We start from the raw sequence: 25,296 nt of genomic DNA, 5'->3' as shown, positions 1-25,296 counted from the left end.
GAAAACATATTTCTTGTTTTTCTTGGAATAATTTATTCTTTGGAAGTCCCTTAGAGGATGTTTGAAAAGTTTTGGGCGATTGGAAATCGCGGCTACACGAACAAAGTCCGCCTACGCGGACTAACGAAAAATCAAGCTTCTTAACCCACGCAGGTGGGTTTTGTCTGTATAGCCGCGACTTCTAGTCGCCAAGGCTAGTAATAATTTAGACTTTTCAAACATCCTCTTAGAGATGAATTGTACAATACCTCCGTTTACACACGATTTTCGTCATTGAGAATCTGGCTTAGACCTACCAGCATCATTTAGAGAACTGAAGAGGTAATTTATGGATTTAGATCAAAAAATTAGGCGGCTACAGGGTCCGATTTTAGTTCTCGGTGGTAGTGGCTTTATTGGTGCCAATTTACTGAGGCAATTGCTCAAACTCAGAGAAGATGTCTTTGGTACTACTTCTCGCTTCCCTGCTTGGCGATTGGAGGGACTGAGTGAGAAGAATGTTATTGTTGTTGATTTGCTAGTAGATTCTAACCTAGATTTTTTAATAGATAAAACTAAGCCGGGAACAATATTTAACTGCGTGGCTTTTGGAGCTTATTCCTTTGAAAAGGATAGCCAATTGATCTATCAAACCAACTTTAACCTAACTGCCAAACTTTTAGAGCGACTAGCCTCTCGCCAAATCTCCTGTTATGTTCATGCTGGAAGTTCTTCTGAATACGGAGACAAATCTGCTGGCCCTAGTGAAACTGAGCTACCTGCCCCTAATAGTGATTATGCAGTCTCTAAGATTGCTTGTGCCAATCTCTTGTATTTCTATGGAAAGAAAAAGCAACTGCCTTGCGCGAATTTAAGATTATATTCTGTCTATGGTCCCCTAGAAGATTCATCGAGGCTAACTCCGAATTTGATTCGCTGCGGGCTTGAGAGCAAATATCCTAATTTTGTCAGTCCTGATATTTCTAGAGATTTTGTCTATATTGAGGATGTTTGTGAAGCATTTATTGATACTGCATTGAACTTAAAAAAGGAAGATTATGGGGAGTCATTTAATATTGGTAGTAGTCAAAAAATGACTATTAGTGACGTAGCAATTTTTGCTAGTAAGATATTTAACATTAGTAAAAGACATTTATAAAACTGAATATTGACTATGAAATTATCTTTGTTAATGATTGTAGCCCTGATAATACTGAAGAAGTCGTTCAGAAAATTTCCCGGATTGATAAACGAGTAATTGGAATTTCTCATTCCCGTAATTTTGGCTCTCAAGCTGCTTTCAAAAGTGGTATGGAAATAGCGACTAAAAATGCTTGTGTTTTACTTGATGGAGACCTTCAAGATTTACCAGAATTAATTGAACAGTTTGTTGAAAAATGGCGTGAAGGATATGATGTCGTTTATGGTAATAGGACAAAACGCAAAGCCCCTCTTTTTATGCAGCTTGCCTATAAAGCTTTCTACAGAATTTTTGATTATTTTTCATATCTTTCAATTCCTCATGATGCAGGAGATTTTTCTTTGATGGACAAAAAAGTAGTTCAGGCAATTTTACAGTTTCCTGAGCGAGATTTATTTCTTCGAGGAATAAGAGCATTTGTGGGTTTTAAACAGATTGGTATAGATTATGTAAGACCAGAAAGAATGTTTGGTGTAACTACTAATAATTTAGCAAAAAATATTGCTTGGGCGAAGAAAGGAATTTTGTCTTTTAGCTATACTCCTTTAACTATTCTCAGTTTTCTAGGAACAACATTATTACTAGTTACCCTATTGTTAGCAATTATGCAAATTCTTAGTCGAATTCTGTTTCCTGGTTTGGCTCCTAAAGGCATAACTACTGTTTTGCTTACCATCTTATTTTTTGGCTCAGTTAATCTATTCGGTCTTGGTATTGTTGCTGAGTATATTGCCAAGATATTTGAGGAAGTTAAGCAAAGACCCCATTTTATTCGTCACACAATTATTAAAGATGGAGAAGTTAGATCCGCTTATAATAGTGTTAAAAAATTAAATAAATATAAAGAAAAAATATGATTGAAACATCAGAAAAAATAGTTCAAAAAAATCAAGTTTTATTACTCTAATTGTCTTACTATTACTTTGTTTTCTCTAGTCTATTACTTGGTAGCAATGGAATGGGATTTGTTTGAATTATTGCGCTTTAGTTTAGGTATAGTTGGACTGTGGATGCCTTTGAGTGCGTTGTTTTATCTGTTGTTAAGGCGACAAGTAGAAGAGCCGATAGTTCGTTTTACATTCAGTGCGATCGCCAGCTATACATTAACAACTTTAATTTACTTTGGTTTGGCTATACTTAAGCTTGAATTTTTATTTTATATTGGGCAGGTTACGATTTTTATTGGGTTGATCATTTATTCAATTCGTAAAAAGTATTGGTTGAACATTCAAATTAAATATTTTAGCTGGAAGCTGTTTGACTGGGTATTTGCTTTGTTAATTGCAGTAAGTTTAGTAGTTAATATTCCCTACCAAATAGCCTGGAAATATAACCATACAACTAATACTTATACATCGACGCTGTATGCAGATCATTATTACCATACAGGTCAAGCATACGAATTGGCTAGACACGTACCACCTCTAGAGCAATCTGCAAGAGCAAGAACACCTGAACGTGCTTACCACATGTTTCCCCATCTGACCACCATGCTGCTTTCACGCTTCACAGGTCAGACAGATATGCTGCGGGTACACATTGTTTATCATTACATCATTATCGAAATTGGAATGTGTCTAGCACTTTATAGTATCGTCAAAACTTTGACTAGAAGTAGAGTTGCTGCATATCTGGCAACAGCAACAATGTATATTACAGCTATCTCATACCCACCTTTGGTGAAAAACGAGATTGGCTATTTTTACTTTACTTTGTTTCCCCATGTTTCCAGTGGAATAGAGCCAGCGATCCTAACCAGTCCACAAATGTATAGTGGGATGTTAGTCGCTTATGGAATTCTCCTTGGAGTTTTGCTCATTTCTATTCGTTGCTATAAAAAACAACCTGTTAATGTGCTTCTCATTATTGCTGCAATCATGGTGGTGGCAACAAGCCGTTTTCGGATTCATGTATTTTTACCAATGCTGCCAGGTTTTGTGTTACTGTCAGCCTACGGCTGGAAGCGCACTAGGCAAAGAATATATCTTGTTGCTGTTGGTGTTGCTGTAACTTTAAGTTTACTAATTTATTTGGAGATGAAATCTCCTATCTATTTGAGTGGTACTACCAGTCTCAAGTTAGGCTTTAATAATTTAACAGATCCCAAAGATTGGACTAACTGGATGACTTCTTGGCCATTTTCTACAAAAATTTATGACTTCTTAAGCCGTTTAATTCATAACTCAACAGTATTTAAATGGGTTTGGCAAATAGTATCTATGTCTGCTTTTGTTGCCTTGAATATGATAGGTATTCCTTTGCTTATTATTAATATTATTTACCTATTCTGCAAACCAGCACGTCAAGAGTTTCTACTCTTTACTAGCCTGAGTGTGTGGATGGTAGTCGTGTCAACTTTAGGTGCGATATGTTTAACAACTGATTATGACAATTATTCAGTTGGGGGACAACTGCTATTACCAACATCTTGGTATCCATTTTTACTAGCGATTCCTGGACTCTATCAAGTTTACCAGTTTGTCCGGCCTCACCTATCCTTAAGCATATCCATGCAGATTAGTACTGTAGTTGCTTTTGTCGTACTATCTCTTATTGCTCAACAACTTGCTAGACCAAGCCGCTTAATGGTTAACTTACTTTCCGAGCAAGTTAACTTAAATACTAACGAACGAATGGCTATGACTTATATTCATGACAAAACGCCACAAAACTCTGTCATATTGACGAACAAGTATGTTGATGATGATATTTTTTTATTAAGTGGTATTAGTGGAAAAGCTGCTTATTTAGAAGGGGCGGGTAATACTGTAGACCAGCAATCATTGAGAGTCTATCCCTCAGATAATCGTAGACAAGTTATTAAAGATTTATGGACAACAGCTAAATCAGAGCGATTTTGCCGACTCCTGATGGCAACGCCAGCAACCCATCTTATCGAGTATTCAACTCATCCCTTACTTATAAATGATCCAGCCTGTATGCAACCTATTTGGGAAAGCTCTAATAAAGTTATTCCAACTTCATCTGAAAAAGTAACTATCTGGAAAATCAATCGTTAACTTGGAGAAAATATATGGAAATGGTTAGTCGTTCTTGCCCTGTATGTGGTTCCAACAATCAATCCAAAGTCTTTGCAAAAGCCGATTTTGATTTCAATCTATTGGATAGCTTTGCCTTTGCATCTCGTAAATTGCCTGAATACATGCACTACAGGCTGATTTCTTGCCCAGTTTGTGACTTACTTTATGCTAGTCCAATTCCTAAACAGAATGTTTTAGCAACAGCCTATCATGAAGCTGCCTTTGATAGTTCTGAAGAAGCGCGTTATGCCAGTAGAACCTACGGCAGCTTATTACCTGAGATTATACAACAGCTACCTAATCTTGATGGTGCAATTGATATTGGTACAGGGGATGGAGGATTTTTAGAAGAATTACTTTGTAGAGGATTCACTCGTGTTACTGGAGTAGAGCCTTCCAAAGCTCCTATACTAGCAGCTAAGAATGAAATTCGACCCTTAATTAAGCATGGTCTTTTCAGAGTTGGGGATTTTCCACTGGGTATCTTTAGTCTCGTTACCTCTTTTCAAACCCTAGAACACTTGTACGATCCTAAGCAAATGTGTCAAGATGGTTACGCTATGCTGAAAGATGGGGGTGCTGTCTTTTTCATTTGTCATAATCATCGCGCTCTCTCAGCTAAAATTTTAGAAACTAAGTCTCCTATTTTTGATATTGAACATCTATAGTTATTTTCTGAAAATAGTATTAGGTATTTATTAAAAGATAGTGGGTTTGTTAGAATAAAAACTCAAATATTATTCAATTGCTATCCGTTACATTACTGGTTAAAATTATTTCCACTACCTAAAAAGATTAAGCAGCTTTTTATTGTTTTAAAAAAAAACAAAAATTGGTTATTTGCCGATTTCTATTCCGGCAGGTAATCTAGCTGTTATTGGCTACAAAAAATCTCCATGCAAAATAAATTTAATATCAAGGTTATTAAATTAAAATTATGCATTTTTTATCAAAAAGATTTATAAGGTTTCTGATAGTAGGGGGGATAAATACACTTTTCGGTTATTCGCTATTTGCTTTGCTGATTTTACTAAATTTCCACTATGAAATTGCCGCTTTAATATCAACTATATGCGGGGTATTTTTTAACTTTAAAACTATTGGAGCTATCGTTTTTAAAAAGAAAAGCAATGCTCTAATTTTTAGATTTATAGGAGTTTATACAATTATTTATTCACTGCAATTATTTTTTATAAAATTATTGCTAATTTACAAGATTAGTCTTTTCATGGCAGGAGCTTTAATTCTACTTCCTCTGGCGTTAATATCATATACATTAAATAAAATATTTGTTTTTAAAAAATATAAATAAAACTCAATTACCTGCTGCCTAGCCAGGGCTATTTCATTCTAAAGGAAGGCTCAATATGGTAGAATTCAGCGCAAATTCTAGCTTTTTGCTCCTACTACTGTGTCTGAAATCGAAATTATAAAAGCTTTTCTGGTTTTACTCCTGTTCCTACTAAATGCTCACAGGCTATTGTTTCAAAATATTTAGGAAACATATATAAAGGTTAGATATAGATGCAGAATATCGGTAGATATATCACAAGCACATAGTTTTTTGCGACAAATTGCCAATGCAATTGATGATAATCGAGTGATATTGGAATGGCTCAAAAAAATAGAGATAGCCAAATGCAGTCAGGGAAAACTTAACTTCTATAAGCTAGGGCAAAGCGTTCAATTCCAGCTAAATCAGCATGAATTTGAATATTGCAATAATTACCTTGATTTTGCAAAAGTTCTCGCACTTCATCGGCCTGTCCAGCCATCATCTCAATTAGCCACACGCCGCCAGGTTGCAAATAACTAGGTGAGATTTCTACCAAATGGCGAATGCAATCCAAGCCATCAGCGCCACCATCCAAAGCTAGATGTGGTTCATGGTTAAGTACTTCTGGTTGCAAAGTAGGTAAGGTGCTGGTGGGTATGTAGGGAGGATTCGACACCATACCACTAAACTGACCTTTAAGGAATGTCAGTGGTTCCCACCAAGAACCTTGATAAAATTGAATCCGGTCAGCAAGACCCAAATTATCAGCGTTGGTTCGAGCGATCGCCAGAGCTTCTAAACTGTAATCAACTGCATGAATTGTTGCTTTTGGCAAGACATCTGCTAATCCCAGTGCGATCGCACCACTCCCAGTACCCAAATCTGCCCAGTGTCCTGAAACATTGCTAGTAGATGCTTCAGCTAAATCGATTAAACACTCTGTCTCTGGTCTAGGAATCAAAACCGCACTCGACACCGCAATTTTAAACTGACGCCAAGTTGTAGCCCCCGCAATGTACTGCACTGGTAAGCGGTCATTTAATCGTCTCTGCCACAACTGTTCTAACTCTTCTAGAGGCAATTGCAGTTGAATTTGCGGCCAGTTTTTAAAAGACTCCAAGCGCAGTGCCAAGCGGTCTAATCCAGCAACTTCCAGGAGTAACCAATCTACCTCCATTGGTGGGACATCAGTGGTGATCGCTGCTTCGAGAGCTGCATTCCGCCACTGCCAAAGTTGTAAACCAGAGACTATCAGATGTTTCTCCCCCATACCTCAACCTTGGAGCGCATATCCGTTATTTTTTCGGAGCGGGGGCAGCCGCTGGCTTGGCTGCTGGTGATTGATTTGGCGCAAGGGAGCGAATAAAGTTGATCGACTCCCGTGATGGATACAGAACAATTTTATTGATACTAGGATCGGTGCTGCTATTGAGAGCTTCCATAACGCCGTACAAATCCACCACCTGAATTTCAGTATTGGCTCCTTCCTTTGGTACGGCTTTTTTGAATTCTTCTAACAAAGCAACTGCTTGTTCTTTCTCAAAAAAGAAAGGGATGTATCGCTCATTACCTTTAGCAAGGGGAATAGTCAAATAGCTATTATCTTTCTTAAATTTGGGTACAAATAGGGGAATACCATTGAATTGCTGTCCCTTTTTACCGTTTTGATTGAGCATACTTGTTGCCGAGGCTACTTGCTGTTGCGTCGGCACTAAAGTATAAATCACAGAATCTGATTTCTTTTTGCTTTCTTGGACTATTTTATAGTAGTCTGCCAAGGACAAAGGTCTAACCTGTAGAGTGCTTGCTAACTGGGGATTTTCTTTTTTGAGGCGATTGTCAAGGAATTTTTGAGCATCTTGCTTGCTAATAAAAAATCCCACTTGTGATACAGGCTTGGATGCGTTGTTTGCGTTGTTTCTCGAAAGAACTACGAATTCGCCTTTAGGATTGGTGAGCGTGAATACAGGCACTTCTTGGAGCTTTTTCACTACCTGATCTTGTGGCAGAGCGATCGCCTCTAGATTGCCCATTCCTGGTAGATTGCCTATTCCTGAAAGCCCTGTTAAAAATACACTGCCAGCTATACCCAATGTTGCGCCTAAGCGGATAAATGATTTCATGACTGCTCCTCGCATCAATAGTCCAATTAAATTAAACAAATGGTTGGATTTGCACAGCACCAACTAGCTTTAGTTATATAGCAATTCATTTTAGTTGTGAAAAATTCATTGTGCGCGTTGAGGTTGAGTATTAAGCGTCAACGGTCAAAATCCAATGTTCCCTAACTATTTAGAGTTGCTGTAGTATCGTTTTCACAAATTGGCTGTGCTAACGTTGTGTTTTTCTAGGTTTCGCTTCGCTATTGACCGCGAAATGCCGTAGATGCTTATTATATGCCTTCTCAAACAGCAAAAAGTCTCTCCATCTCTCCAACCTTGGAGATGATAAATGCCATTTTATCGGCTTTTTCTAAAATTAGTTGACGCTATTAGTTCATCAATCGTTCCATCTGCGATTGCTTTAATATCTTCTCTAATCTATACAAAGCTCAGTGTTAAAAATCACCTTACTACTTAATTACGAAATTTACCTGTTAAGCTTCAACAGGAGAACAGCTTAATTAGTCTTCTCCATAAAAATATCCAATTAAATTGCAGATATTAGTAAATAAAACCTAACTAACTACCCTAGCTGTTAACTATATTAATTAAATCGGGATGACAGGATTTGAACCTGCGGCATCCTGCTCCCAAAGCAGGCGCGCTACCAAGCTGCGCTACATCCCGTTATACTCATCCACTTTTTTGGGTTTGGTTTTTAGCTCCCCATCAAAGCGATCGCGCTTTCATAAAAGCGTTAAGGCAATTATATCACATAACATCGCTCATGCCTAATATATTTATATATTCTGCAAATACTAGCTAGATTAAACATTTAGACTGATAAAGGTTTGTCTGCCGACTTAGTTTTACAAGAGATATTACTTGTGCGTTCGTCGGCTAAACCTCGTCAAACCAAATTTAAATAATAGATTTGTACTACTATACCTGATTTTATTGTGCGAATCGGGTTTTATTTGGATTGAGCATTAGTGAGGATACCAGAACATACCTTTGATGCCTTCTGGATCAGCCATAAACCCCATAGTTCGGTAGAAATCTACAACATGGGGGTCAGCAAAGAGAGTGACATTACTAATTTCTTCACTCCTAAGTTTTTTGAGAACGTATTTCATCAGCGCCTTGCCCAGCCCTTGACTTTGAAAGTCTGGGTGAACCACTACATCCCAGATAGTGGCATTAAACGCGTGATCTGAGGTAGCACGGGCAAAACCAATGAGCCGCTTTTGGTTTCCTCTCACTTGCCACATTGAGGCAACGAGAAAACTATGCTCAATAGCTTTTTTTACTTTTCTTAGAGGACGACGCGACCAACCAACTGCATCACAGAGTTCTTCTAGCTCATATAGGTCAATATCTCGTTCCGTACTGAAGACGATCCGAGCCTCCTTTGAAGCAGCTTCGCTAATACTACTGGGGCTGGAGTTGCCCGCAGTTTCCGCTGTATGCTCTTCAAAGGGGTTTGTCCTACTTGTCCCTACAGATTCAGGAGTACTAAACCAAGTTTTCCAAAAACCCATGCCAACGCGGTTCGGGTAGTATAACTGAATTGGTTTCCACTCTCAGGAGTGTTGATTCACTTTTAACATCGCTACCCCCATTTACTACCCTTTACACTCAAAGTTTTTCGGTTGTTTTCGGGATTTGCAATGGTAATAGCCAGTTATAGCGTGTTTCACACCAATCATTTTCAACTTTAGCATTTTGTTGTAAAGGCTAGGAGAAATTCACCAAAAGGGTAAGGATATAAACAATTCAAAATTCAAAATTCATAATGGATAAAACCTAATCCTGGCAATTGCTCGTATTAGAGCTTAAATGCACGTTAGCTTAGGAATGAATTGTATACAACGGGATTGGTGGGCATTGATAAAGAGGCAGAGGGGTGGGGTGCAGGGGGAGAGGGGAAAACTCTTCTCCCTTGCTCCTTCCTCCCAGTCCCCAATCCTCAGTCCCCATCCCTTAACACCCAAACCCCAACACCCAGCCCCCAGATGACGAAAGCAAGCGAGTCTTACCTTTAACAATGGCTTCTGGTTTAAAATCTTCGACACTGGAACTCCTAAAGCGCTTTAACCGAGCGTTTCCCCAGTTTTATGAGCAATTCGTCAGTAGTGAAATTCAACTGCAAAATTTGCGGTTAGCCTACCGTCTCTATAAAACTAGACGCGCTGTTATTGAGCTGAAACCGGAAGGTAGCAAAAGTGCCCTGCATTTTGCTTACCGCAACCAGTCTTTTCTCCTCAGCGATATTTTTGGTGTACTAGCAGCTTATGGGTTGACTATCCACGGTTTAAGTCTATACGGTCAAATCCGTCCACCAATGTTAGTTTTTATCAAACTGTTGGTATCTCGTGGTAGTAAAGCCTTGACCGAGAAAACCGCAGAAAATGTTTGTCGCGCCATTCGCGAGGCTTTAGGAGGTCGGTTTGAGGTAGAAGAGATGCTGGCAGTAGAATTTAATCTTGACACTGGCTTAGAGCAGGTACAAACTGAGTTTTATGTCGATCCGGTATTTCATCTCCCTGCCTTAGTGATTGAAGCTGATAATCAACCAGGATTATTCTACAAAGTGATGTATGCTATCTGGCAGGAAGACCTTCTGGTAGTCAATGCCAATTTACTGGTTTGGCGCGGACGTACACGGCTAATTCTCTACTTGTTAGGGCCGAATGAAAGCCTCATTCCTGAATATCTGGGTCACAAAATTGCTGAAGGAGTGCGACAGAGGTTGCTGGGTAAATAAAAAAAGTGAGAAAAAAAAGTGAGGAGTTATGAGTTATGAGTTAGGAGTTAAGAATTTTTAACTCCTGACTTCTAACTCTTTCCACTTTAGTATTTAGTCGCACCCGTCCTTAAGGGTACGATACAAGTATGGCAACTATCGAAATCTTGGGCGTTCCACACGCATACGAGCTAACGGCTCCCACTTCCTGCCCCCATGCTTTAGTATTTATCCACGGTTGGCTCAATAGCCGTGGATATTGGCAACCTGTGATTTCCCGCCTATCAGATGATTTGCAGTGCCTGTCCTATGATTTGCGGGGTTTTGGTGAATCCCAATCCCAGGTAAAAACTGATTTTAGTCGAGCACAAACGTCTTTGAGTCTGACGCCCATCTCCAGTAATGCGGCTGGCTCATCTTTCGATTCTCTTTATACTCCTGCTGCGTATACTCAGGATTTAGCAGCTCTCCTGAAACAGCTAAATATTACGAGTGCTTGGCTAATTGGTCATTCATTAGGCGGGACGATCGCTCTTTGGGGAGCAGATCAAATGCCTGAGTGTGTTAAGGGAGTTATCTGTATCAACGCTGGCGGTGGTATTTACCTCAAAGAAGCCTTTGAGCAGTTTCGCTCGGCGGGTCAGAAATTTTTGCAAGTCCGTCCGCGCTGGCTGTCTCAAGTGCCTTTAATTGATTTGCTGTTTACTAGAGCTAGTGTGGCTCGTCCTTTAGACCGCTATTGGGCACGTCAGCGAGTAATAGATTTCGTTGTGGCTGACCCAGAAGCGGCTCTGGGAACTTTGTTAGACTCCACAACTGAAGAAGAAATCAATCGTTTACCTGAGTTAGTATCCCAACTGAAGCAGCCAGTTTATTTTTTGGCTGGTGCGGAAGACAAAGTTATGGAACCCAAGTATGTGCGCCATTTAGCCAGCTTTCACAGGCTTTTTCAATATTGTGGTGACAATGTTCTGGAAATTCCGAATTGCGGACACCTGGCTATGTTGGAACAGCCGGATGCAGTGGCCGATCACATCCGGGCAATAGTCAATAGTTATAGGGTATAGGGCATTGGGCATTGGGCATTGGGCATTGGGCATTGGGCATTGGGCATTGGGCATTGATAGTTACAAATGACAAATGACAAATGACAAATGACTACTCAATAGTTTGATACAACTTCATTACCTGAGTAAGCCCTAACCTAGATTCAACGCCTAGTGTCAAGGGGGACGTATGACCACGGGATAGATGGTCAGCGGCGGCACAGCCAATCATGGCGGCGTTATCGGTACAGAATTTTAAAGGTGGGAAGAGGACGCGTAGGTTATGTTTAACGGCGGCGGCTTGGAGATTTTTTCTCAACCCGCTATTAGCTGCTACACCGCCACCAATGGCAATTGTATCTAGACCATAGTCTAGGGCACAGGCGATCGCTCTTTTGGTTAGCGATCGCGCTACTGTATCCTGAAAGCTAGCTGCTACATCTGCCACCGGCACTTGTCCACTATCTTTCTCTAACTGCTGCACTAAACGTAATACAGCCGTTTTTAACCCACTAAAACTCGCATCATAACGATGAAACCCCCCACCGGGTAGAGAAACTCTTCCTTCCGGTAAAGCAAAGGCTTGAGGATTGCCCTGTTGTGCCAACTTGTCAATCACTGGCCCACCGGGATAACCCAGCTTTAACAATCGCGCCACTTTATCAAAGGCTTCACCCGCAGCATCATCACGGGTTTGTCCCAAGGTTTCGTAGATACCACAATCTTTGACATAAATCAAGCTTGTATGTCCGCCTGAAACCAGTAAGCTAAGGAAAGGAGGATTTAAAGTTGATTCGCTCAAGTAAGTTGCGTAAATGTGACCTTCGAGGTGATGAACTCCCAAAAATGGCTTGTTGTGTACCATTGCCAGGGTTTTGGCAGCAGTTAACCCCACCAATAGCGCTCCTACAAGTCCAGGGGCACAAGTGGCGGCAATTGCGTCAATTTGTGCCCAGTCTAGTTGGGCTTGCTCTAGGGCTTGGGCGATCGCAACATTTATTGTTTCCAAGTGCTGGCGAGAGGCGACTTCTGGCACTACTCCGCCATACTGCTGATGGACTGGGATTTGTGAGGCTACAATACTGCTGCAAACTTTACGATTGTTAACAATTGCGACGGCTGTTTCATCACAACTGGTTTCTATTGCTAAAACGGTTGTCATTTCTTGAGTGCTGAGTGCTGAGTCCTGAATAGTGGAGAGAAAATCTTGCTTCTTTACTACCCTACAACAACAATTCTTATACTCAGCACTCGTTACTCAGCACTCAGCACTAATTTTGGTTGAGAAGCTTTAACTTTTATTTACTTAAACTTTACTCGGTTCCCAGCCAAGAGTATGATGACTTCCTAGTTATGCAAATAAACAACTGTACAAGCCGCTTCGTTTTGTACAAAAAACTTCTTGTTTTGTAATAAAAGGAAACAACTCTATGCGACGATTGTTTGCTTTGATGTTAGCGATTAGTCTTTGGTTCAACTTTGCCCCCCCAGCGCAAGCTTTAGGGGCTAATTTGACACCCTGCAAAGACAATCCCGCTTTTCAAGAGCTAGCTGCTAATGCCCGTAATACCACTGCTGATCCCGAATCTGGGAGAAAGCGGTTTGAGCGTTATTCTCAGGCGCTGTGCGGTCCTGAAGGATATCCTCACTTGATTGTTGATGGTCGTCTAGATCGTGCTGGTGACTTTTTGATCCCCAGCATTTTGTTTCTATATATTGCTGGTTGGATTGGCTGGGTAGGTCGTGCCTATCTGCAAGCGGTCAAAAAAGACCCGAACACTGAACAAAAAGAAATCCAAATCGATCTTGGTTTGGCACTACCCATAATGGCGTCAGGCTTTACTTGGCCAGTAGCAGCAGTCCAAGAATTGCTCTCTGGAAAATTAGCAGCCAAGGATACAGAAATACCCATTTCCCCACGCTAAATCAGTTGAACTAATTCATTCGTTTTGGAGACTAAATTCATGGCAGACAAAGGCGACCAATCAGCTTATTTGATTAAATTCATTTCCACTGCGCCTGTAGCAGCTACCATCTGGCTGACGATCACAGCAGGTATCTTGATTGAATTCAACCGCTTTTTCCCCGACCTACTTTTCCACCCACTGCCATAAGTGTCAAATGGAATTGAGGATAGTTGAATCAATGTCTTGTTTTTTGCCTAATATTGTGTAGTTGATGTATTCAGCTTAGTTAGGCAGAATTATCACTAAAATAGGCAGCAAAAATAGTTTTTTGAAACTCGTGATACTGTTTACAGATCGCGAGTTTCACAGTTTTAAATAAGCTAAATTAATTTTTCTAAACTTCCTAAACAAAATGCTTCTTTAGCTACAATTATTATTAATATAAAAATGCCACCATTTTAATTTTAGAGGCGAACATAAAATATGGCACAAGCAGTAGATGCATCAAAGAATCTTCCCAGCGATCCTAGAAATCGGGAAGTTGTTTTTCCCGCATTCGGCGATCCACAGCTAGGCAACCTAGAAACCCCGGTTAATTCTTCTCCCTTGGTCAAGGGGTTTATTAATAATTTACCTGCTTATCGCCCAGGTCTGGCTCCTGCTAGACGTGGTTTAGAAGTTGGTATGGCTCATGGTTACTGGCTATTTGGCCCCTTTGCCAAATTAGGCCCACTGCGGGACACAGATAATGCTAACTTAGCTGGGTTACTGGCAGCCATTGGACTGGTTGTAGTTCTCACCGGCGCTCTATCGCTGTATGCAAATAGCAATCCACCCAAAGCACTTGCTAGTGTTACCGTACCCAGGCCTCCAGCAGATGCTTTTAACTCTAAAGAAAGCTGGAACAACTTCGGCAGTTCTTTCTTGATTGGTGGTATTGGTGGTGCAGTAGTTGCTTACTTTTTGACTAGTAATTTGGCACTAATTCAAGGTCTATTTGGTTAATTACTAGGAGTTAGGAGTTAGGAGTTAGGAGTTTAAATTCATAACTTCTAACTCTTAACTCCTAACTTATTTAAACAAAACAGCTTCAATATCATTTAAAGCAGTTTCAAAATCGTCATTAACGATTCTAATATCAAATTCATCTGCGGCTTGAATTTCTTCTTGGGCGCGGAGCAGACGACGGGCGATCGCTTCTTCAGAATCTTGGGCACGAGAGCGTATTCGTTTCTCTAATTCATCAAAAGAAGGCGGTAAAATAAAAATGCTGAGGGCACTGGGGAAGGAAGCACGAATTTGTCTTGCCCCTTCTAGTTCAATTTCCAGCACCACCAACTTCCCGGCATGAATTTGGTTAAGTACTGCTTCACGGGGGGTGCCGTAATAGTTACCAGCAAATTCTGCCCATTCTAAAAATTCACCTTCAGTAACTAATTGCTCAAACTTACTGCGGCTGATAAAGTAATAACTTTTGCCATCGATTTCCCCTGGACGAGGAGAACGAGTTGTCACGGATACGGAATAATAGAGTTCTGGATGACGCTCTAGGAGCGATCGCATTAAAGTGCCTTTACCGACCCCACTGGGGCCAGTTAAAACGATTAACCTGCCTAAATGTAAGCATTCTTCGGTAGTCGCATTACTCTGGATGGGTAAAACTGGCATCATCCCTTCAACCTATGAATCAATCAATACATATTATTCATTAGTCTTGTGTTCCTGGTCTAGTCCACTGGTGACTAAAGAATTGGTAGCAAGAGTGACAGAAAATTTGTCTAGTTGACATGGTACTACCGATACGGTGCAAAGAGGAGTGGGAAATAACCCACTGCTACTCAATTATCTACAGTTTGATGCTCGCGAGAAATCACAAAGCGATTCGCTACTGTTTCCGGCTGAATCGCTGACAGAATTACGTGGCTGGAATCAGTGATAATTACAGCCCTAGTCCGACGACCGTAAGTTGCATCAATCAGTTGACCTCTGTCCCGTGCATCGGTAATAATCCGCTTAATCGGGGCAGACTCTGGACTGACAATGGCAACGACTCGGTTGGCAGACACGATGTTACCAAAGCCGATGTTGATTAACTGAATGTCCATAAAAAAACTGACGCTAAACGCGGTTTGATAAAGCTTGAAATAAACTTCTTTCCATGTTATCGCCAAAAAACGGGAGTTACAACGCTTAAATTCAAGCCAATCTGCGTTTTTAAATAATGTCTGCTTCTTTTAGCTATTTATTAGCTATTTTTACTAAAAATCTTCCTAAAGATACAGGCAAAATCATACTGATACAAGCTAACTAGGTGATGTATCTTGATCAAAGGAACTAGTAACGCAAGGCGAATTCAAAATTCATAATGACACTTGCAGACTCGCTAACAAAATTCAAAATGAATACAGTGTAAGCATTTTACTGATTTTAAATAGGGGTTTATTTACGCCACGCTGCAAAAAGTTAGCTTATCTTTAACAAAGGGCCATGCTGCGCCAGAGCATTTCTAAGGAAGTAATAACTTTCGAGCTTGTGTTTTTGTTCATTACCCAATCTTTCAATCTCCTCAATCAAATAATCCCAATCAAGATTCTCTAAATTTCGTTCTTGTAATTATTTCAATGTAGTTTCTAACCACAAGTTATAATCCTATTTATCGAGAATTTGAGTAAGTATTTTTAGACATTACTTAATATTCTTCTAATTTGCGAAAATTGGGAATTAGCTTTTATTGACGTAAACTTCCAGCTTCACAATCGCGCAACCAAGCTTTAACCCCTTGGGCAACAGTACCGTTACTACTATCGCGTGGTGGAGATAGCGGCTGCTGTTGTGAATGGGAACCAGCTTGAGAAAACATCATCACTAGTTGCCAACCACTTTGAGTTTTAGTCAATAACAACCAGTGAAATTGTTGTAATTCTACAACTTTCTTACCTATGTACTGCCGCTCTAAGGTAGTAAAGAAAACTTGCTCAACTCTTGATGCAGCACTTTTAGACGCATCTGCACTATATTCTTCAAGGTTAAGGGGCAGAGGAGTAAACTCAGGTTTTCCTGCCACAAGCATATAACTGTAAACCTCACTGCTTCTACTGAGGCGGCGGGCACGTTGACTAGCGCGATTGGTATAACTAGGTAATTTTCGCAGTAGCTGTATAGTTAATGTTTCTAAATTTTGCTCAGAACACAAAGACTTCGCGCCACTGTTGACATTTTCCCTTTCTGCTAGCACCGAGGGTTTAGGGGTGGGGTTTATTGAGAAGGCTGGGTAAACAAAGCTATTTGATACTACAACCCAGAAGCCACAAGCAAAAAGGAAACTATAATTTTTCTGACTAAGTGAAGAGGCAAGATTGTTCTGCCCTACACCCTGTACTGTGAGTGTCTCAATGACTCTTAGCTTCATGCCACCGTGGTTAACTCCTCAGAAATCCTCTTCCAAGCTAACTCAGGCTCAGTAGCAGCGGTGATGGGACGCCCAATCACTAGATAATCTGCACCGGCTTTAATGGCTTGTGCTGGAGTGAGCGATCGCTTTTGATCGCCTTTATCTGCCCAAGTTGGTCTAACCCCAGGACAAACTAGCAAAAAGTCATTTCCACAAGTTTGTCGTAGCTGTGCCACCTCTTGAGGCGAACAAACTACCCCATCTAAACCAGATTCTTGAGCCAGCAAGGCCATTTCTAGAGCATATTCTGGCAATTCTAGGGGTATTTTTAAATCAAATGCCAACTGCCGAGCAGAAATGCTTGTTAGCAGGGTAATCGCAATTAACTTTGGTGGTTGTACACCTGCTTTTGCAGCCCCTTCCTGTGCCGCCTCAGTTGCGGCTTTCAGAGCATCTCTACCAGCAGTAGCATGAATTGTCAGTAAATCCACTCCGTATCTAGCTGCACTCCGGCAAGCACCAGCAACGGTATTGGGGATATCATCAAACTTTAAATCCAAGAAAATGCGCTTTTGCCGAGACTTTAACACTTCCAGAATTTTCGGGCCAGTGCTGGTAAACAACTCCAAGCCGACTTTCCAGAAACTAACTTGCGGTAGCCGATCGATAAGAGCGATCGCAGCTTGTTCATCTGGCACATCCAAAGCCACAATAACTCGTTGTTCTAACTGTTCCCTATTCCCCATTCCCCACTCCCCATTTAAGGCACTAAGCGCACAAACTTATTTTTCCCAACTTGTAAAACTTTACCTTGTAATTCACCAGGAGCATCGAAAGTGGTATCAGCATCGGTAATGCGATCGCCATCTAGACGCACTCCACCCTCTTGAATTTTCCGCTTTCCTTCTCCCGTACTTTTGCACAAGCCAGTAACATTGAGAATATACGCTAACTTCGTAGGAAATTGCTGCACACCAGCTAGAGAGAATTCTGGAACAGCACCTTCTTTACCGCCACTTTGGGCTGCTTCTTTCGCCTCTTGGGCTGCCGTTTCACCGTGGTACTGTTTAACAACTTCCCATGCTAAGAGTGTTTGGCGATCGCGAGGATTTTCTGGCAGTTGATCCAAAGGTAAATCCGTCAACAGTTCAAAATACTGTGACAGCAGATTATCGGGAACTCCTTGCAACTTTTGATACTTTTGTCCTGGGTGTTCTGACAATCCGATATAATTACTTAAAGACTTAGACATTTTTTGCACGCCATCCGTGCCAATCAAAATGGGCAGCAGCATACCAAATTGCGGCTTTTGACCAAAATGGCGCTGCAAATCTCTGCCTACAGCAATATTAAATTTCTGATCGGTGCCGCCTAATTCCACGTCTGCCTCAACTGCAACCGAATCAAAACCTTGCATTAACGGGTACAGGAACTCATGGATAAAAATTGGATTCTCTTTTTTATAGCGATCGGCAAATCCTTCTTTCGCTAACATCTGCCCCACCGTCATCGTAGAAAGTAACTCCAAAATTTTCTCTAAGTTGAGCTTAGAGAGCCATTCGGAGTTATAGCGCACCTCTAACCTTCCTGGTGTGTCAAAATCCAAGATAGGACGTACTTGATCTAGATAAGTCTGAGCATTTTTAGCTACGTCTACTTCTGTAAGCTGACGACGCACTTCAGATTTACCAGTTGGATCGCCGATACGTGCTGTAAAATCGCCAATGATTAAAACTGCTGTATGACCTGCATCTTGAAATCCTCGCAGTTTTCGTACTGGTATGCTATGACCTAGATGAATATCAGTACCAGTAGGGTCAATCCCTAATTTTACCCTTAAAGGTTGCTTTGTAGTTAGTAAGAGCCTTTCTAGACTTTCGCTGTTAACATCAACTGATTGTGGGAATACTTCTACGACACCACGACGCAACCAAGCAAAATCTTGCGTTATTCCAAGAGATTCATTATTAGCTATGTTTTGCACACTAGAAGTTAAGTTGGTTATAAACACTTGCAATTTATCCACTTTCTCATCTGCCAAACTACTATAATTGCAAAAAACTAACCGCCTTGCTTCACCCAATCAATTACAGTTAAATTTACAAGTGAGGAAGTGAAATAGCCGTGTCGTCGTCTAGGACTTTTGAAGATAAACAGCCACAGCGTCGGGCTTCATCAGGTTTTGAGTTTTTGAAAGGAGTCGGTCAGGTAACTGGCGGTACTCTCCTCTCAATCACCATGCTGGCAAGTTCCATTGTAGCCGGAGGACTGGTTGGTTTAGCCATCAGTTTCCGTAATTTGCCAGATGTGAGACAGCTACGTAACTTCTTTCCCTCAGAAACGACTTACATTTATGACGTTAAGGGCAAACTCTTAACCAGTATTCACGGGGAAGCCAACCGGGAAGTCGTACCCCTGGATAGAATTTCTCCGAACTTAAAACGGGCGGTATTAGCAAGTGAAGATAGTCACTTCTACGATCACCACGGTATTAACCCGACTGGTGTTGGCCGGGCTATAGTAGTTAACGCTGTAGCAGGTGGAGTCAAAGAGGGTGGCTCCACTATTACTATGCAATTGGTAAAAAACCTGTTTTTGTCTCAAAAGCGTGCCTTTACCCGCAAGTTAGCAGAGGCCGTGCTGGCAATCAGGTTAGAGCAAATTCTCACTAAAGACCAAATATTAGAAATGTACCTCAATCAAGTTTATTGGGGTCATAACAATTATGGTGTACAAACGGCAGCCCGCAGTTACTTTAATAAATCATCAGAATATTTAAGCTTGGGTGAGTCAGCAATGATGGCGGGTTTGATCCAAGCACCAGAAGAATTCAGCCCGTTTGTGAGCATGAAGCTGGCAAAACAGAAACAAAAAGAAGTGCTAGGACGGATGCTGGAATTGAACTGGATCAACCAGTCAGAATACGACAATGCCCTCAAGCAAGAAATCAAACTTGGTAGAATCAAATCCTTTCAAGGTAGTGCCTTACCTTATGTAACCAATACCGTAGCGCAGGAGTTGGCTAAAAAGTTTGGGCGGGAGACATTACTCAAAGGTGGAATGCGGGTGCAAACTACAGTTGATGCCAACTTCCAAATCATGGCTGAGGAAACTGTCGTTAAGTGGCATAAAACACTTCTGGGCCAAGGATTATCTAAGAATCAAATGGCCCTAGTGGCAATTGATCCGCGCACGCATTTTATTAAAGCACTGGTGGGTGGTATAGATCCTAAGACCAGTGAATTCAATCGTGCAACTCAATCTCAGCGCCAGCCCGGATCTTCTTTTAAACCGTTTGTATACTATACTGCTTTTGCTACTGGTAAATATGGGCCAGACTCAACGGTGGTAGATGCTCCAGTTAGCTATCGAGATGGTAACGGTTGGTACTTTCCCAGAAATTATGATGGCGGTTTTAGTGGAGCTATGCCAATCCGCAGAGCTTTAGCCCAATCGCGCAACATTCCGGTGATCAAGATTGGTAAGGCTGTGGGGATGAATAGAGTCATAGAAACGTGTCGTACCTTGGGCATTATGAGTCCAATGGAACCTGTTAGCTCCCTGCCTCTAGGTGCAATTGGTGTTACTCCTCTGGAAATGGCTAGTGCTTATGCAACTTTTGCCAATTATGGCTGGCAGTCTCCACCCACTGTAATTGCCCGTGTCACCGATAGTAGTGGTAATGTGTTACTAGATAACACCCCTAAACCACAGCTAGTTCTCGATCCTTGGGCATCAGCAGCAATTATCGATGTGATGCGATCGGTAATTTCTGAAGGTACTGGTAAAGGTGCTGCTATCGGTCGTCCAGCTGCGGGTAAGACGGGAACAACATCATCAGAAAAAGATATTTGGTTTGTTGGTACTGTGCCACAGTTAACAACTGCGGTTTGGGTAGGAAGAGACGACAACAGACAACTAGCTGACCATGCTACAGGTGGTGTTATGGTCGCTCCCATCTGGAAAGATTTTATGGAGAAGGCGCTTAAGAACACACCAGTAGAAAACTTCAAGCCACCTTCCCAGTTTTCTCGCCCCAAGTCGCAATAATTTAATTTAAGATTTTGAATTTTGGATTGCCAATGAATCCAATATCTGTCTTGGAAAGTTGGAACGTCGACTTCCGGCGATCTGACTTTCCGCAAAATCTAAAATTGACTAGGGCTGTTTTTCTAGCTCGGCTTTCATCCGTTCTAAAGTGAGGTGCATTTGGTCAAACATTTGTTGCGGGGTGACACCGAACTGACCTAATTGCGTTTTCAGTTGTTCTACTGTCATTTGTGCCATGAAATCTTCTGATAGCTCGAAGCGCTTCATAAAGATGCGGTAGCGATCCATCATGATTTCCATTTGCTCAATAAACAGCTTTTTGCCATCGCGGTCAAATTTGCCGTAGCTGTTGCCAAGCTTGATCAGCGCTTGATAATCTTCAAACAGCTGTTTTGCTTCTTGCTGAACTATTTCAGAATCGAAGAATCCCATATTGCTTATATTAAACTGAGCGCCCAGACTCAGTAGCTTAATAGTTTTACTTCTATTTATTATTTTAGTCTAGGAGAGTAATCTAGTCACGAAGCTTCGGTTTTGGTACGGTTTGTTACCGAAATTTCAACACTTGACTTGAGAACGTTTCCCCTTGTTAAATCTACTTAATAAAGCCGCAATACTCAGAGCTTTAGCCATTGATTTAGGATTGGTATTTTCACCTGGTTCAATTTTCAGTCTGATAGCGTATTTCTGAGCTAGTGAATCTTGCGGGTTAAGTTTTAATGCTTGACGCATATAAACCCTAGCCATGCCGATAAATTTCTGTTTTAGATGTACTAAACCTAATAAAGCATAATAGTCGCTGTTATTTGGCTCTAACTTGATGGCATCGCGTAGTTCTTGCACAGCTAGGGGCCAATTGGCTAGCCTGACGTACTCAATAGCTCGCTGGTAGTGACGTTGAGCGTAGTTTGTCAAAACTGGTTTGACATTAGTTTTTTCATTTAATGTCAATTCAACTGGCTTGATTTCTACTTCAGGGATGATGCGAACAGCTTTTTGTGGTAGAAACAAGTTAGCTTTATGCAACTGTAAGTAAACTAAATTCAGTATGCTAATTTGTTGTGTAATTTGATAGAACTGATGGAGTGATTTGTATTGAGCTTCTGCATAGGAGGCGATCGCTTCTTCATAAAACAATTCTGCTTGGGGTGCAGACATTTCTATAATTTCCTTAGCTATGGCACTTTTTCCACACAAAGCTTGCTGCTGTAATACTCTTGCGTCCGATCGCAGCATAGCTATAGCAATTAAACGCTTGTGTCGATTTTTGAGTTGTTCGTAAGCTGGATTGATTAAATGGCTAAGTATCGCCGTTGCTAATCCTTGGTCTGGATTGCAGCTTTTAGCATAGCGATCGGGATGTAGCAGTTTCGCTAAAGTATGATAGCGTTTAAAAATCTGGCGATCGTCAGCACTCACAGAAATTCCTAGCACAGCGTAAGGATCGCAAAGCTGTTTAAACCATTCTGGCGGTAGGAAGGTCTGTGACATTGCAGTAATCTGATCCGTTAAAAACTTAAAATTAACATCAAAGCTCAATGCACAGTCATGTGAAACTTACTCAAATTTCTTCAAATATTAAATTGTGGGGCTTACCACCCAAAAGTCGGAAGGGCAAAACAGGGTAGTTGACTAAAATAGACTCATCCGCGAAACATAAATGAGTCAGGGTTTTTGCTGGATATAGAAAACTGAGTTCTTAATTTGGATAAAGTCGAGCTAAATAAAAGAACATAAATTCAAGTAATGATTACAAAATTTACACCTCAACAACAAGAGTTGATTGCATCATATCAACGAAAATGGAGAGCAATTAGCTTATCAACAGAGCGTATTGACCGCAAGCGACTATTAGCTGTACTTGAGGATGTATATAGTTTGTATCCCGAAGGCCCAATGCCTGAAGTCATTTTTTTTGAGAGTCCTTATGGTGCTTTTAGTGCTGAGTTGATAGTTGCAACAGCTAACTTTAACGGTCTGACTGATGATGAGGTAATCAATGAAGTAGCTAGTTTACAAACTCTTCGTGGTGAAGGTCAGGTAAGAACTGATTTATGGTTTGATTTGCATACGTATTTATCTCCTCTCAAATTGAATCCCCAAATTAATCAGGAGCTTTGGGAAGTTTTAACAAAAAATCTTGTAGATGAAGTAGGTATGACAATTCATGAACAGTTGTGGAAAATTTTATGGAATTGGCTTACCGAAAGGTTATGGAGTGAGTTGAAAGATACTCCTAATGCTTGTTCCTGTTTTTACAATAACTTTATTGATCGTGACTCAGAATGGGCAAGTTACGCTGGGTTATTCGATTTTTGTATCAACGAACTAAGTTATCAACACGATCGAGAGCAATGGAATGTTTACCAAGCTGTATGTAGTGAGTGTGGCTGGTGGTTTCTACCATCGCCTAGACATTACATAATTTGCGATCGGCCAACAAAATTACTGCTTGACGATCAAGGTAAACTCCATGCCGATGAAGAGCCTGCGATTCAATTTGCTGATGGTTTTGGTGTATATGCTCGACATGGCGAAATTTATTCAATTTGTTTTCCTTAAAGCTTAGGGGCAGCCATGCGTTTTTCTCTACGAGACGCTACGCGAACATTTTTAATTGTTTCTGTGCCTTTTGACTGTCTTATTGTAAGAACTAGGGTATTCGTATATTTATTAGAAATATGTTAACTAAGCGCAAAAGTCGAAGTGTTGCCGCTGTTTTAGCTTTTTCTGGCACGCTAACAATTTCAGGATTACATAAATTCTACCTGGGACAGCCTTTGTGGGGTGTTTTGTATGTGTTGCTTTCCTGGACGCCGATCCCCAAGGTAGCTAGTGCGATTGAGGGAGTTTGGTATTTAGCCCAAGATGAAGAAGCTTTTGATCGCAATTTTAATCTAGGTAAGTCAGCAGCAAGGAACTCACAAAAAGCGATTAATCAGGTAGGAGCGATCGCTGATGCAATGCGGGAATTAGATGCTTTGCGCCAGGATGGGCTGATTTCAGAGTATGAATTTGAACAAAAGCGCCGCCAATTGCTAGACCAGATTTCTTGAGGTAAGCGACAATCATGAATAATTGGCTACCTTTAAATTCCAGACTGCAAAAACTTCGCGCCAAGCTCCTCAACGATCCCTACTATCGCCTCCAATCTGGGGAAGAAATTCAAATAGCGGCCCAATTAGGTATCCGCATTGATGCTAATCAAGCCACTGTAGATGATTGGTTACGCCTACCAGGTTTGTCAATTCACCAAGCGCGATCGCTTGTGGAACTTTCACATTCGGGTGTGAAATTTTACTGTATTGAAGATATTGCTGCGGCTTTGGGTATACCAGCGCCGCGCCTAGAGCCATTAAAGCCTCTGTTGAATTTTATTTACTATGACCACGAATCTTTAGAAAATCCTACCCATTTAGTCAACCCGAACACAGCAACCGTTGAAAAATTAGCACAAATTCCATTTATAGATTTGTCTCTGGCGGAAGCAGCGGTGCAAAATCGGCAATCAGCCGGGCCTTACCGTAACCTGGCTGATTTCCAGCGACGGCTGGAGTTAACTGGTGATGCGATCGCCCAGATAATGTATTATTTGAGGTTTTAAGTTAAAAGTTAGAAGTCTTAAAACAACTCCTAACTCTGGCAATTTTGGATTGAAAGAAAAATCCAAAATCTAAAACTGATTAAATGAACCCAATGCGATCAAGAGGCCAAAAGCGAAACGTTGCCCGACCGATGACATTTTTTCTGGGTAAAAAGCCCCAATAGCGAGAGTCATTACTATCGTTGCGATTATCTCCCATAACAAAAAATTCGTCTTCTGGGACTTTCACTGGTTGATATGGCTGATTTGGGGGTTCAGCGATGTAGTCTTCTGCCAAGGGTTGACCGTTGAGGTAAACTTTACCAGAAGCAACACTAATTACCTCACCAGGCTGGCCAATAACTCGCTTGATAAACGCTTGGTCTTTGGGATATCCTCGACGTTGTAGTTCTGCGGGTGGCTGAAAAACAATAATATCCCCAGTTATGGGAGGGTGAAAATGGTAGGAGATTTTTTCAACTACCAAGCGATCGCCAGTATGTAAGGTGGGTAACATCGAGTCAGAAGGTATATAGCGCGGTTCGGCGATAAAAGTCCTGATTAAGAATGCCAAACACAGTGCGATCGCAATTAAAATCAGATTTTCTTGCGAACTACACCATACTTTTAACGACGCACGCTCTTTTTTTGCATCACTTTCGTGAGGAATCATAAAAGTTTCTAGCCAGTTTCAGAAGTGAGACAAATACCTTGATTATTTTGACTCAAAAGGTATATTAATAGGAAAGCAGAGTTTAAGGTCAGCCTATACAGATATTAAATAATACACTTATTCATTTACTGAAGATAAGCAAAAGTACTGCAAATAAACTATGACCTGTTTAAGGGTTGTCAAATAGACAATTAAAAATAAAAATTCTAATTGCTGTAATTATAAGGCAAGTTTATGAGATAATTATAAGTTTTGTTTCTTCCTGCCAAAGAAGCTAGTGACAGACTGCTAGAGCGATACA

27 protein-coding genes, 1 tRNA gene and 1 pseudogene are annotated in these 25,296 nt (G+C 40.9%); 14 read left to right on the top strand and 15 right to left on the bottom strand.

What is annotated here, in order from left to right; translation table 11 throughout:
- Window positions 1-328 precede the first annotated feature (328 nt).
- The 5 genes from HWQ42_RS21265 to HWQ42_RS21245 all read left to right on the top strand — a co-directional run bounded on the left by HWQ42_RS21265 (window position 329) and on the right by HWQ42_RS21245 (window position 5,533).
- Window positions 329-1,138 carry an NAD-dependent epimerase/dehydratase family protein gene (locus tag HWQ42_RS21265; protein WP_292815869.1) on the top strand — a complete coding sequence of 270 codons (810 nt, stop codon included), beginning with the start codon at window positions 329-331 and terminating at the stop codon, window positions 1,136-1,138.
- Window positions 1,135-2,037 (top strand): glycosyltransferase family 2 protein, encoded by a 903-nt coding sequence (locus HWQ42_RS21260; protein WP_367119066.1) that lies wholly within the window; start codon window positions 1,135-1,137, stop codon window positions 2,035-2,037. The genes HWQ42_RS21265 and HWQ42_RS21260 overlap by 4 nt, the downstream gene beginning before the upstream one ends.
- Before the next feature lie 96 nt (window positions 2,038-2,133).
- Window positions 2,134-4,200: a hypothetical protein gene (locus HWQ42_RS21255; protein WP_292815866.1), complete on the top strand. Its 2,067-nt coding sequence runs from the start codon at window positions 2,134-2,136 to the stop codon at window positions 4,198-4,200.
- Window positions 4,201-4,214: 14 nt separating this feature from the next.
- A complete protein-coding gene (locus HWQ42_RS21250; RefSeq protein ID WP_292815863.1) occupies window positions 4,215-4,889 on the top strand; it encodes a class I SAM-dependent methyltransferase in 675 nt (224 codons plus the stop codon).
- A gap of 269 nt (window positions 4,890-5,158) precedes the next feature.
- On the top strand, window positions 5,159-5,533 hold the full coding sequence (locus tag HWQ42_RS21245; RefSeq protein ID WP_292815860.1) for a GtrA family protein: 375 nt from the start codon (window positions 5,159-5,161) through the stop codon (window positions 5,531-5,533).
- Between the two features lie 115 nt (window positions 5,534-5,648).
- Here HWQ42_RS21245 and HWQ42_RS21240 read toward each other — a convergent pair whose 3' ends face one another.
- From HWQ42_RS21240 to HWQ42_RS21220, 5 genes are all read right to left on the bottom strand, one after another.
- Window positions 5,649-5,726 (bottom strand): hypothetical protein, encoded by a 78-nt coding sequence (locus HWQ42_RS21240; protein WP_292815883.1) that lies wholly within the window; start codon window positions 5,724-5,726, stop codon window positions 5,649-5,651.
- A 150-nt stretch (window positions 5,727-5,876) separates the two neighbouring features.
- A complete protein-coding gene (prmC, locus tag HWQ42_RS21235) occupies window positions 5,877-6,767 on the bottom strand; it encodes a peptide chain release factor N(5)-glutamine methyltransferase (protein WP_292815857.1) in 891 nt (296 codons plus the stop codon).
- Window positions 6,768-6,792: 25 nt separating this feature from the next.
- Window positions 6,793-7,620 (bottom strand): Tic22 family protein, encoded by an 828-nt coding sequence (locus HWQ42_RS21230; RefSeq protein WP_292815853.1) that lies wholly within the window; start codon window positions 7,618-7,620, stop codon window positions 6,793-6,795.
- A gap of 592 nt (window positions 7,621-8,212) precedes the next feature.
- Window positions 8,213-8,286: transfer RNA gene (locus HWQ42_RS21225), tRNA-Pro, on the bottom strand.
- Between the two features lie 302 nt (window positions 8,287-8,588).
- On the bottom strand, window positions 8,589-9,140 hold the full coding sequence (locus tag HWQ42_RS21220) for a GNAT family N-acetyltransferase (RefSeq protein WP_094349467.1): 552 nt from the start codon (window positions 9,138-9,140) through the stop codon (window positions 8,589-8,591).
- A 506-nt stretch (window positions 9,141-9,646) separates the two neighbouring features.
- Here HWQ42_RS21220 and HWQ42_RS21215 point away from each other — a divergent pair.
- Window positions 9,647-10,366, top strand: coding sequence for a hypothetical protein (locus HWQ42_RS21215; RefSeq protein ID WP_012410214.1), 720 nt, complete (start codon window positions 9,647-9,649; stop codon window positions 10,364-10,366).
- Window positions 10,367-10,494: 128 nt separating this feature from the next.
- Entirely contained in the window at window positions 10,495-11,412 is a 918-nt protein-coding gene (locus tag HWQ42_RS21210) for an alpha/beta hydrolase (protein ID WP_292815849.1), read from the top strand.
- 91 nt (window positions 11,413-11,503) lie between these two features.
- Here HWQ42_RS21210 and tsaD read toward each other — a convergent pair whose 3' ends face one another.
- Window positions 11,504-12,553, bottom strand: a complete 1,050-nt coding sequence (gene tsaD / locus HWQ42_RS21205; protein ID WP_292815845.1) for a tRNA (adenosine(37)-N6)-threonylcarbamoyltransferase complex transferase subunit TsaD — start codon at window positions 12,551-12,553, stop codon at window positions 11,504-11,506.
- A gap of 268 nt (window positions 12,554-12,821) precedes the next feature.
- On the opposite strand from tsaD, the gene HWQ42_RS21200 reads away from it, so the two are divergent.
- From HWQ42_RS21200 to HWQ42_RS21190, 3 genes are all read left to right on the top strand, one after another.
- Window positions 12,822-13,316 carry a Photosystem I reaction center subunit III gene (locus HWQ42_RS21200; protein ID WP_292815842.1) on the top strand — a complete coding sequence of 165 codons (495 nt, stop codon included), beginning with the start codon at window positions 12,822-12,824 and terminating at the stop codon, window positions 13,314-13,316.
- A 39-nt stretch (window positions 13,317-13,355) separates the two neighbouring features.
- Complete coding sequence (gene psaJ / locus HWQ42_RS21195; RefSeq protein WP_094339707.1) at window positions 13,356-13,505, top strand: photosystem I reaction center subunit IX; 150 nt, start codon at window positions 13,356-13,358, stop codon at window positions 13,503-13,505.
- A gap of 276 nt (window positions 13,506-13,781) precedes the next feature.
- Window positions 13,782-14,303: a photosystem I reaction center protein subunit XI gene (locus HWQ42_RS21190; protein WP_292815839.1), complete on the top strand. Its 522-nt coding sequence runs from the start codon at window positions 13,782-13,784 to the stop codon at window positions 14,301-14,303.
- Window positions 14,304-14,369: 66 nt separating this feature from the next.
- Here the strand turns inward: HWQ42_RS21190 and gmk are convergent, their stop codons facing one another.
- The 6 genes and pseudogenes from gmk to tyrS form a co-directional block, all read right to left on the bottom strand.
- A complete protein-coding gene (gene gmk, locus HWQ42_RS21185) occupies window positions 14,370-14,969 on the bottom strand; it encodes a guanylate kinase (protein WP_292815837.1) in 600 nt (199 codons plus the stop codon).
- 167 nt (window positions 14,970-15,136) lie between these two features.
- Entirely contained in the window at window positions 15,137-15,403 is a 267-nt protein-coding gene (remA, locus tag HWQ42_RS21180) for an extracellular matrix/biofilm regulator RemA (protein ID WP_041233849.1), read from the bottom strand.
- Window positions 15,404-15,761: 358 nt separating this feature from the next.
- Window positions 15,762-15,899: pseudogene (locus tag HWQ42_RS35605) on the bottom strand (DUF29 family protein); the annotation flags it as partial.
- A 127-nt stretch (window positions 15,900-16,026) separates the two neighbouring features.
- Entirely contained in the window at window positions 16,027-16,707 is a 681-nt protein-coding gene (locus HWQ42_RS21175) for a hypothetical protein (protein WP_292815834.1), read from the bottom strand.
- Window positions 16,704-17,435: an orotidine-5'-phosphate decarboxylase gene (pyrF, locus tag HWQ42_RS21170; protein WP_292815832.1), complete on the bottom strand. Its 732-nt coding sequence runs from the start codon at window positions 17,433-17,435 to the stop codon at window positions 16,704-16,706. The genes HWQ42_RS21175 and pyrF overlap by 4 nt, the downstream gene beginning before the upstream one ends.
- A 14-nt stretch (window positions 17,436-17,449) precedes the next feature.
- The gene (tyrS, locus tag HWQ42_RS21165) at window positions 17,450-18,640 is read right to left on the bottom strand and encodes a tyrosine--tRNA ligase (protein ID WP_292815880.1); all 1,191 of its coding nucleotides are present in this window, start codon (window positions 18,638-18,640) and stop codon (window positions 17,450-17,452) included.
- Between the two features lie 173 nt (window positions 18,641-18,813).
- On the opposite strand from tyrS, the gene HWQ42_RS21160 reads away from it, so the two are divergent.
- Window positions 18,814-20,739, top strand: a complete 1,926-nt coding sequence (locus HWQ42_RS21160; protein WP_292815829.1) for a transglycosylase domain-containing protein — start codon at window positions 18,814-18,816, stop codon at window positions 20,737-20,739.
- A gap of 108 nt (window positions 20,740-20,847) precedes the next feature.
- Here HWQ42_RS21160 and HWQ42_RS21155 read toward each other — a convergent pair whose 3' ends face one another.
- Both HWQ42_RS21155 and HWQ42_RS21150 read right to left on the bottom strand, forming a co-directional pair.
- Entirely contained in the window at window positions 20,848-21,171 is a 324-nt protein-coding gene (locus HWQ42_RS21155) for a DUF1825 family protein (protein WP_292815826.1), read from the bottom strand.
- A gap of 126 nt (window positions 21,172-21,297) precedes the next feature.
- Window positions 21,298-22,230, bottom strand: coding sequence for a DnaJ domain-containing protein (locus tag HWQ42_RS21150; protein WP_292815823.1), 933 nt, complete (start codon window positions 22,228-22,230; stop codon window positions 21,298-21,300).
- Between the two features lie 255 nt (window positions 22,231-22,485).
- Here HWQ42_RS21150 and HWQ42_RS21145 point away from each other — a divergent pair, with 255 nt between their 5' ends.
- The 3 genes from HWQ42_RS21145 to HWQ42_RS21135 all read left to right on the top strand — a co-directional run bounded on the left by HWQ42_RS21145 (window position 22,486) and on the right by HWQ42_RS21135 (window position 24,343).
- Window positions 22,486-23,301 carry a DUF6745 domain-containing protein gene (locus HWQ42_RS21145; RefSeq protein ID WP_292815820.1) on the top strand — a complete coding sequence of 272 codons (816 nt, stop codon included), beginning with the start codon at window positions 22,486-22,488 and terminating at the stop codon, window positions 23,299-23,301.
- A 119-nt stretch (window positions 23,302-23,420) separates the two neighbouring features.
- Window positions 23,421-23,795 carry an NINE protein gene (locus HWQ42_RS21140; protein WP_194042368.1) on the top strand — a complete coding sequence of 125 codons (375 nt, stop codon included), beginning with the start codon at window positions 23,421-23,423 and terminating at the stop codon, window positions 23,793-23,795.
- A gap of 14 nt (window positions 23,796-23,809) precedes the next feature.
- Window positions 23,810-24,343, top strand: coding sequence for a ComEA family DNA-binding protein (locus HWQ42_RS21135; protein ID WP_292815817.1), 534 nt, complete (start codon window positions 23,810-23,812; stop codon window positions 24,341-24,343).
- Window positions 24,344-24,422: 79 nt separating this feature from the next.
- Here the strand turns inward: HWQ42_RS21135 and lepB are convergent, their stop codons facing one another.
- Window positions 24,423-24,995 carry a signal peptidase I gene (gene lepB / locus HWQ42_RS21130; RefSeq protein ID WP_292815814.1) on the bottom strand — a complete coding sequence of 191 codons (573 nt, stop codon included), beginning with the start codon at window positions 24,993-24,995 and terminating at the stop codon, window positions 24,423-24,425.
- Between the last annotated feature and the right edge of the window lie 301 nt (window positions 24,996-25,296).

The organism is Nostoc sp. JL23, from assembly GCF_017115065.1.
In the GTDB taxonomy this organism is placed as follows: Bacteria; Cyanobacteriota; Cyanobacteriia; order Cyanobacteriales; family Nostocaceae; genus Nostoc; species Nostoc punctiforme_A.
This window is presented reverse-complemented; position numbering and strand designations above follow the sequence as displayed.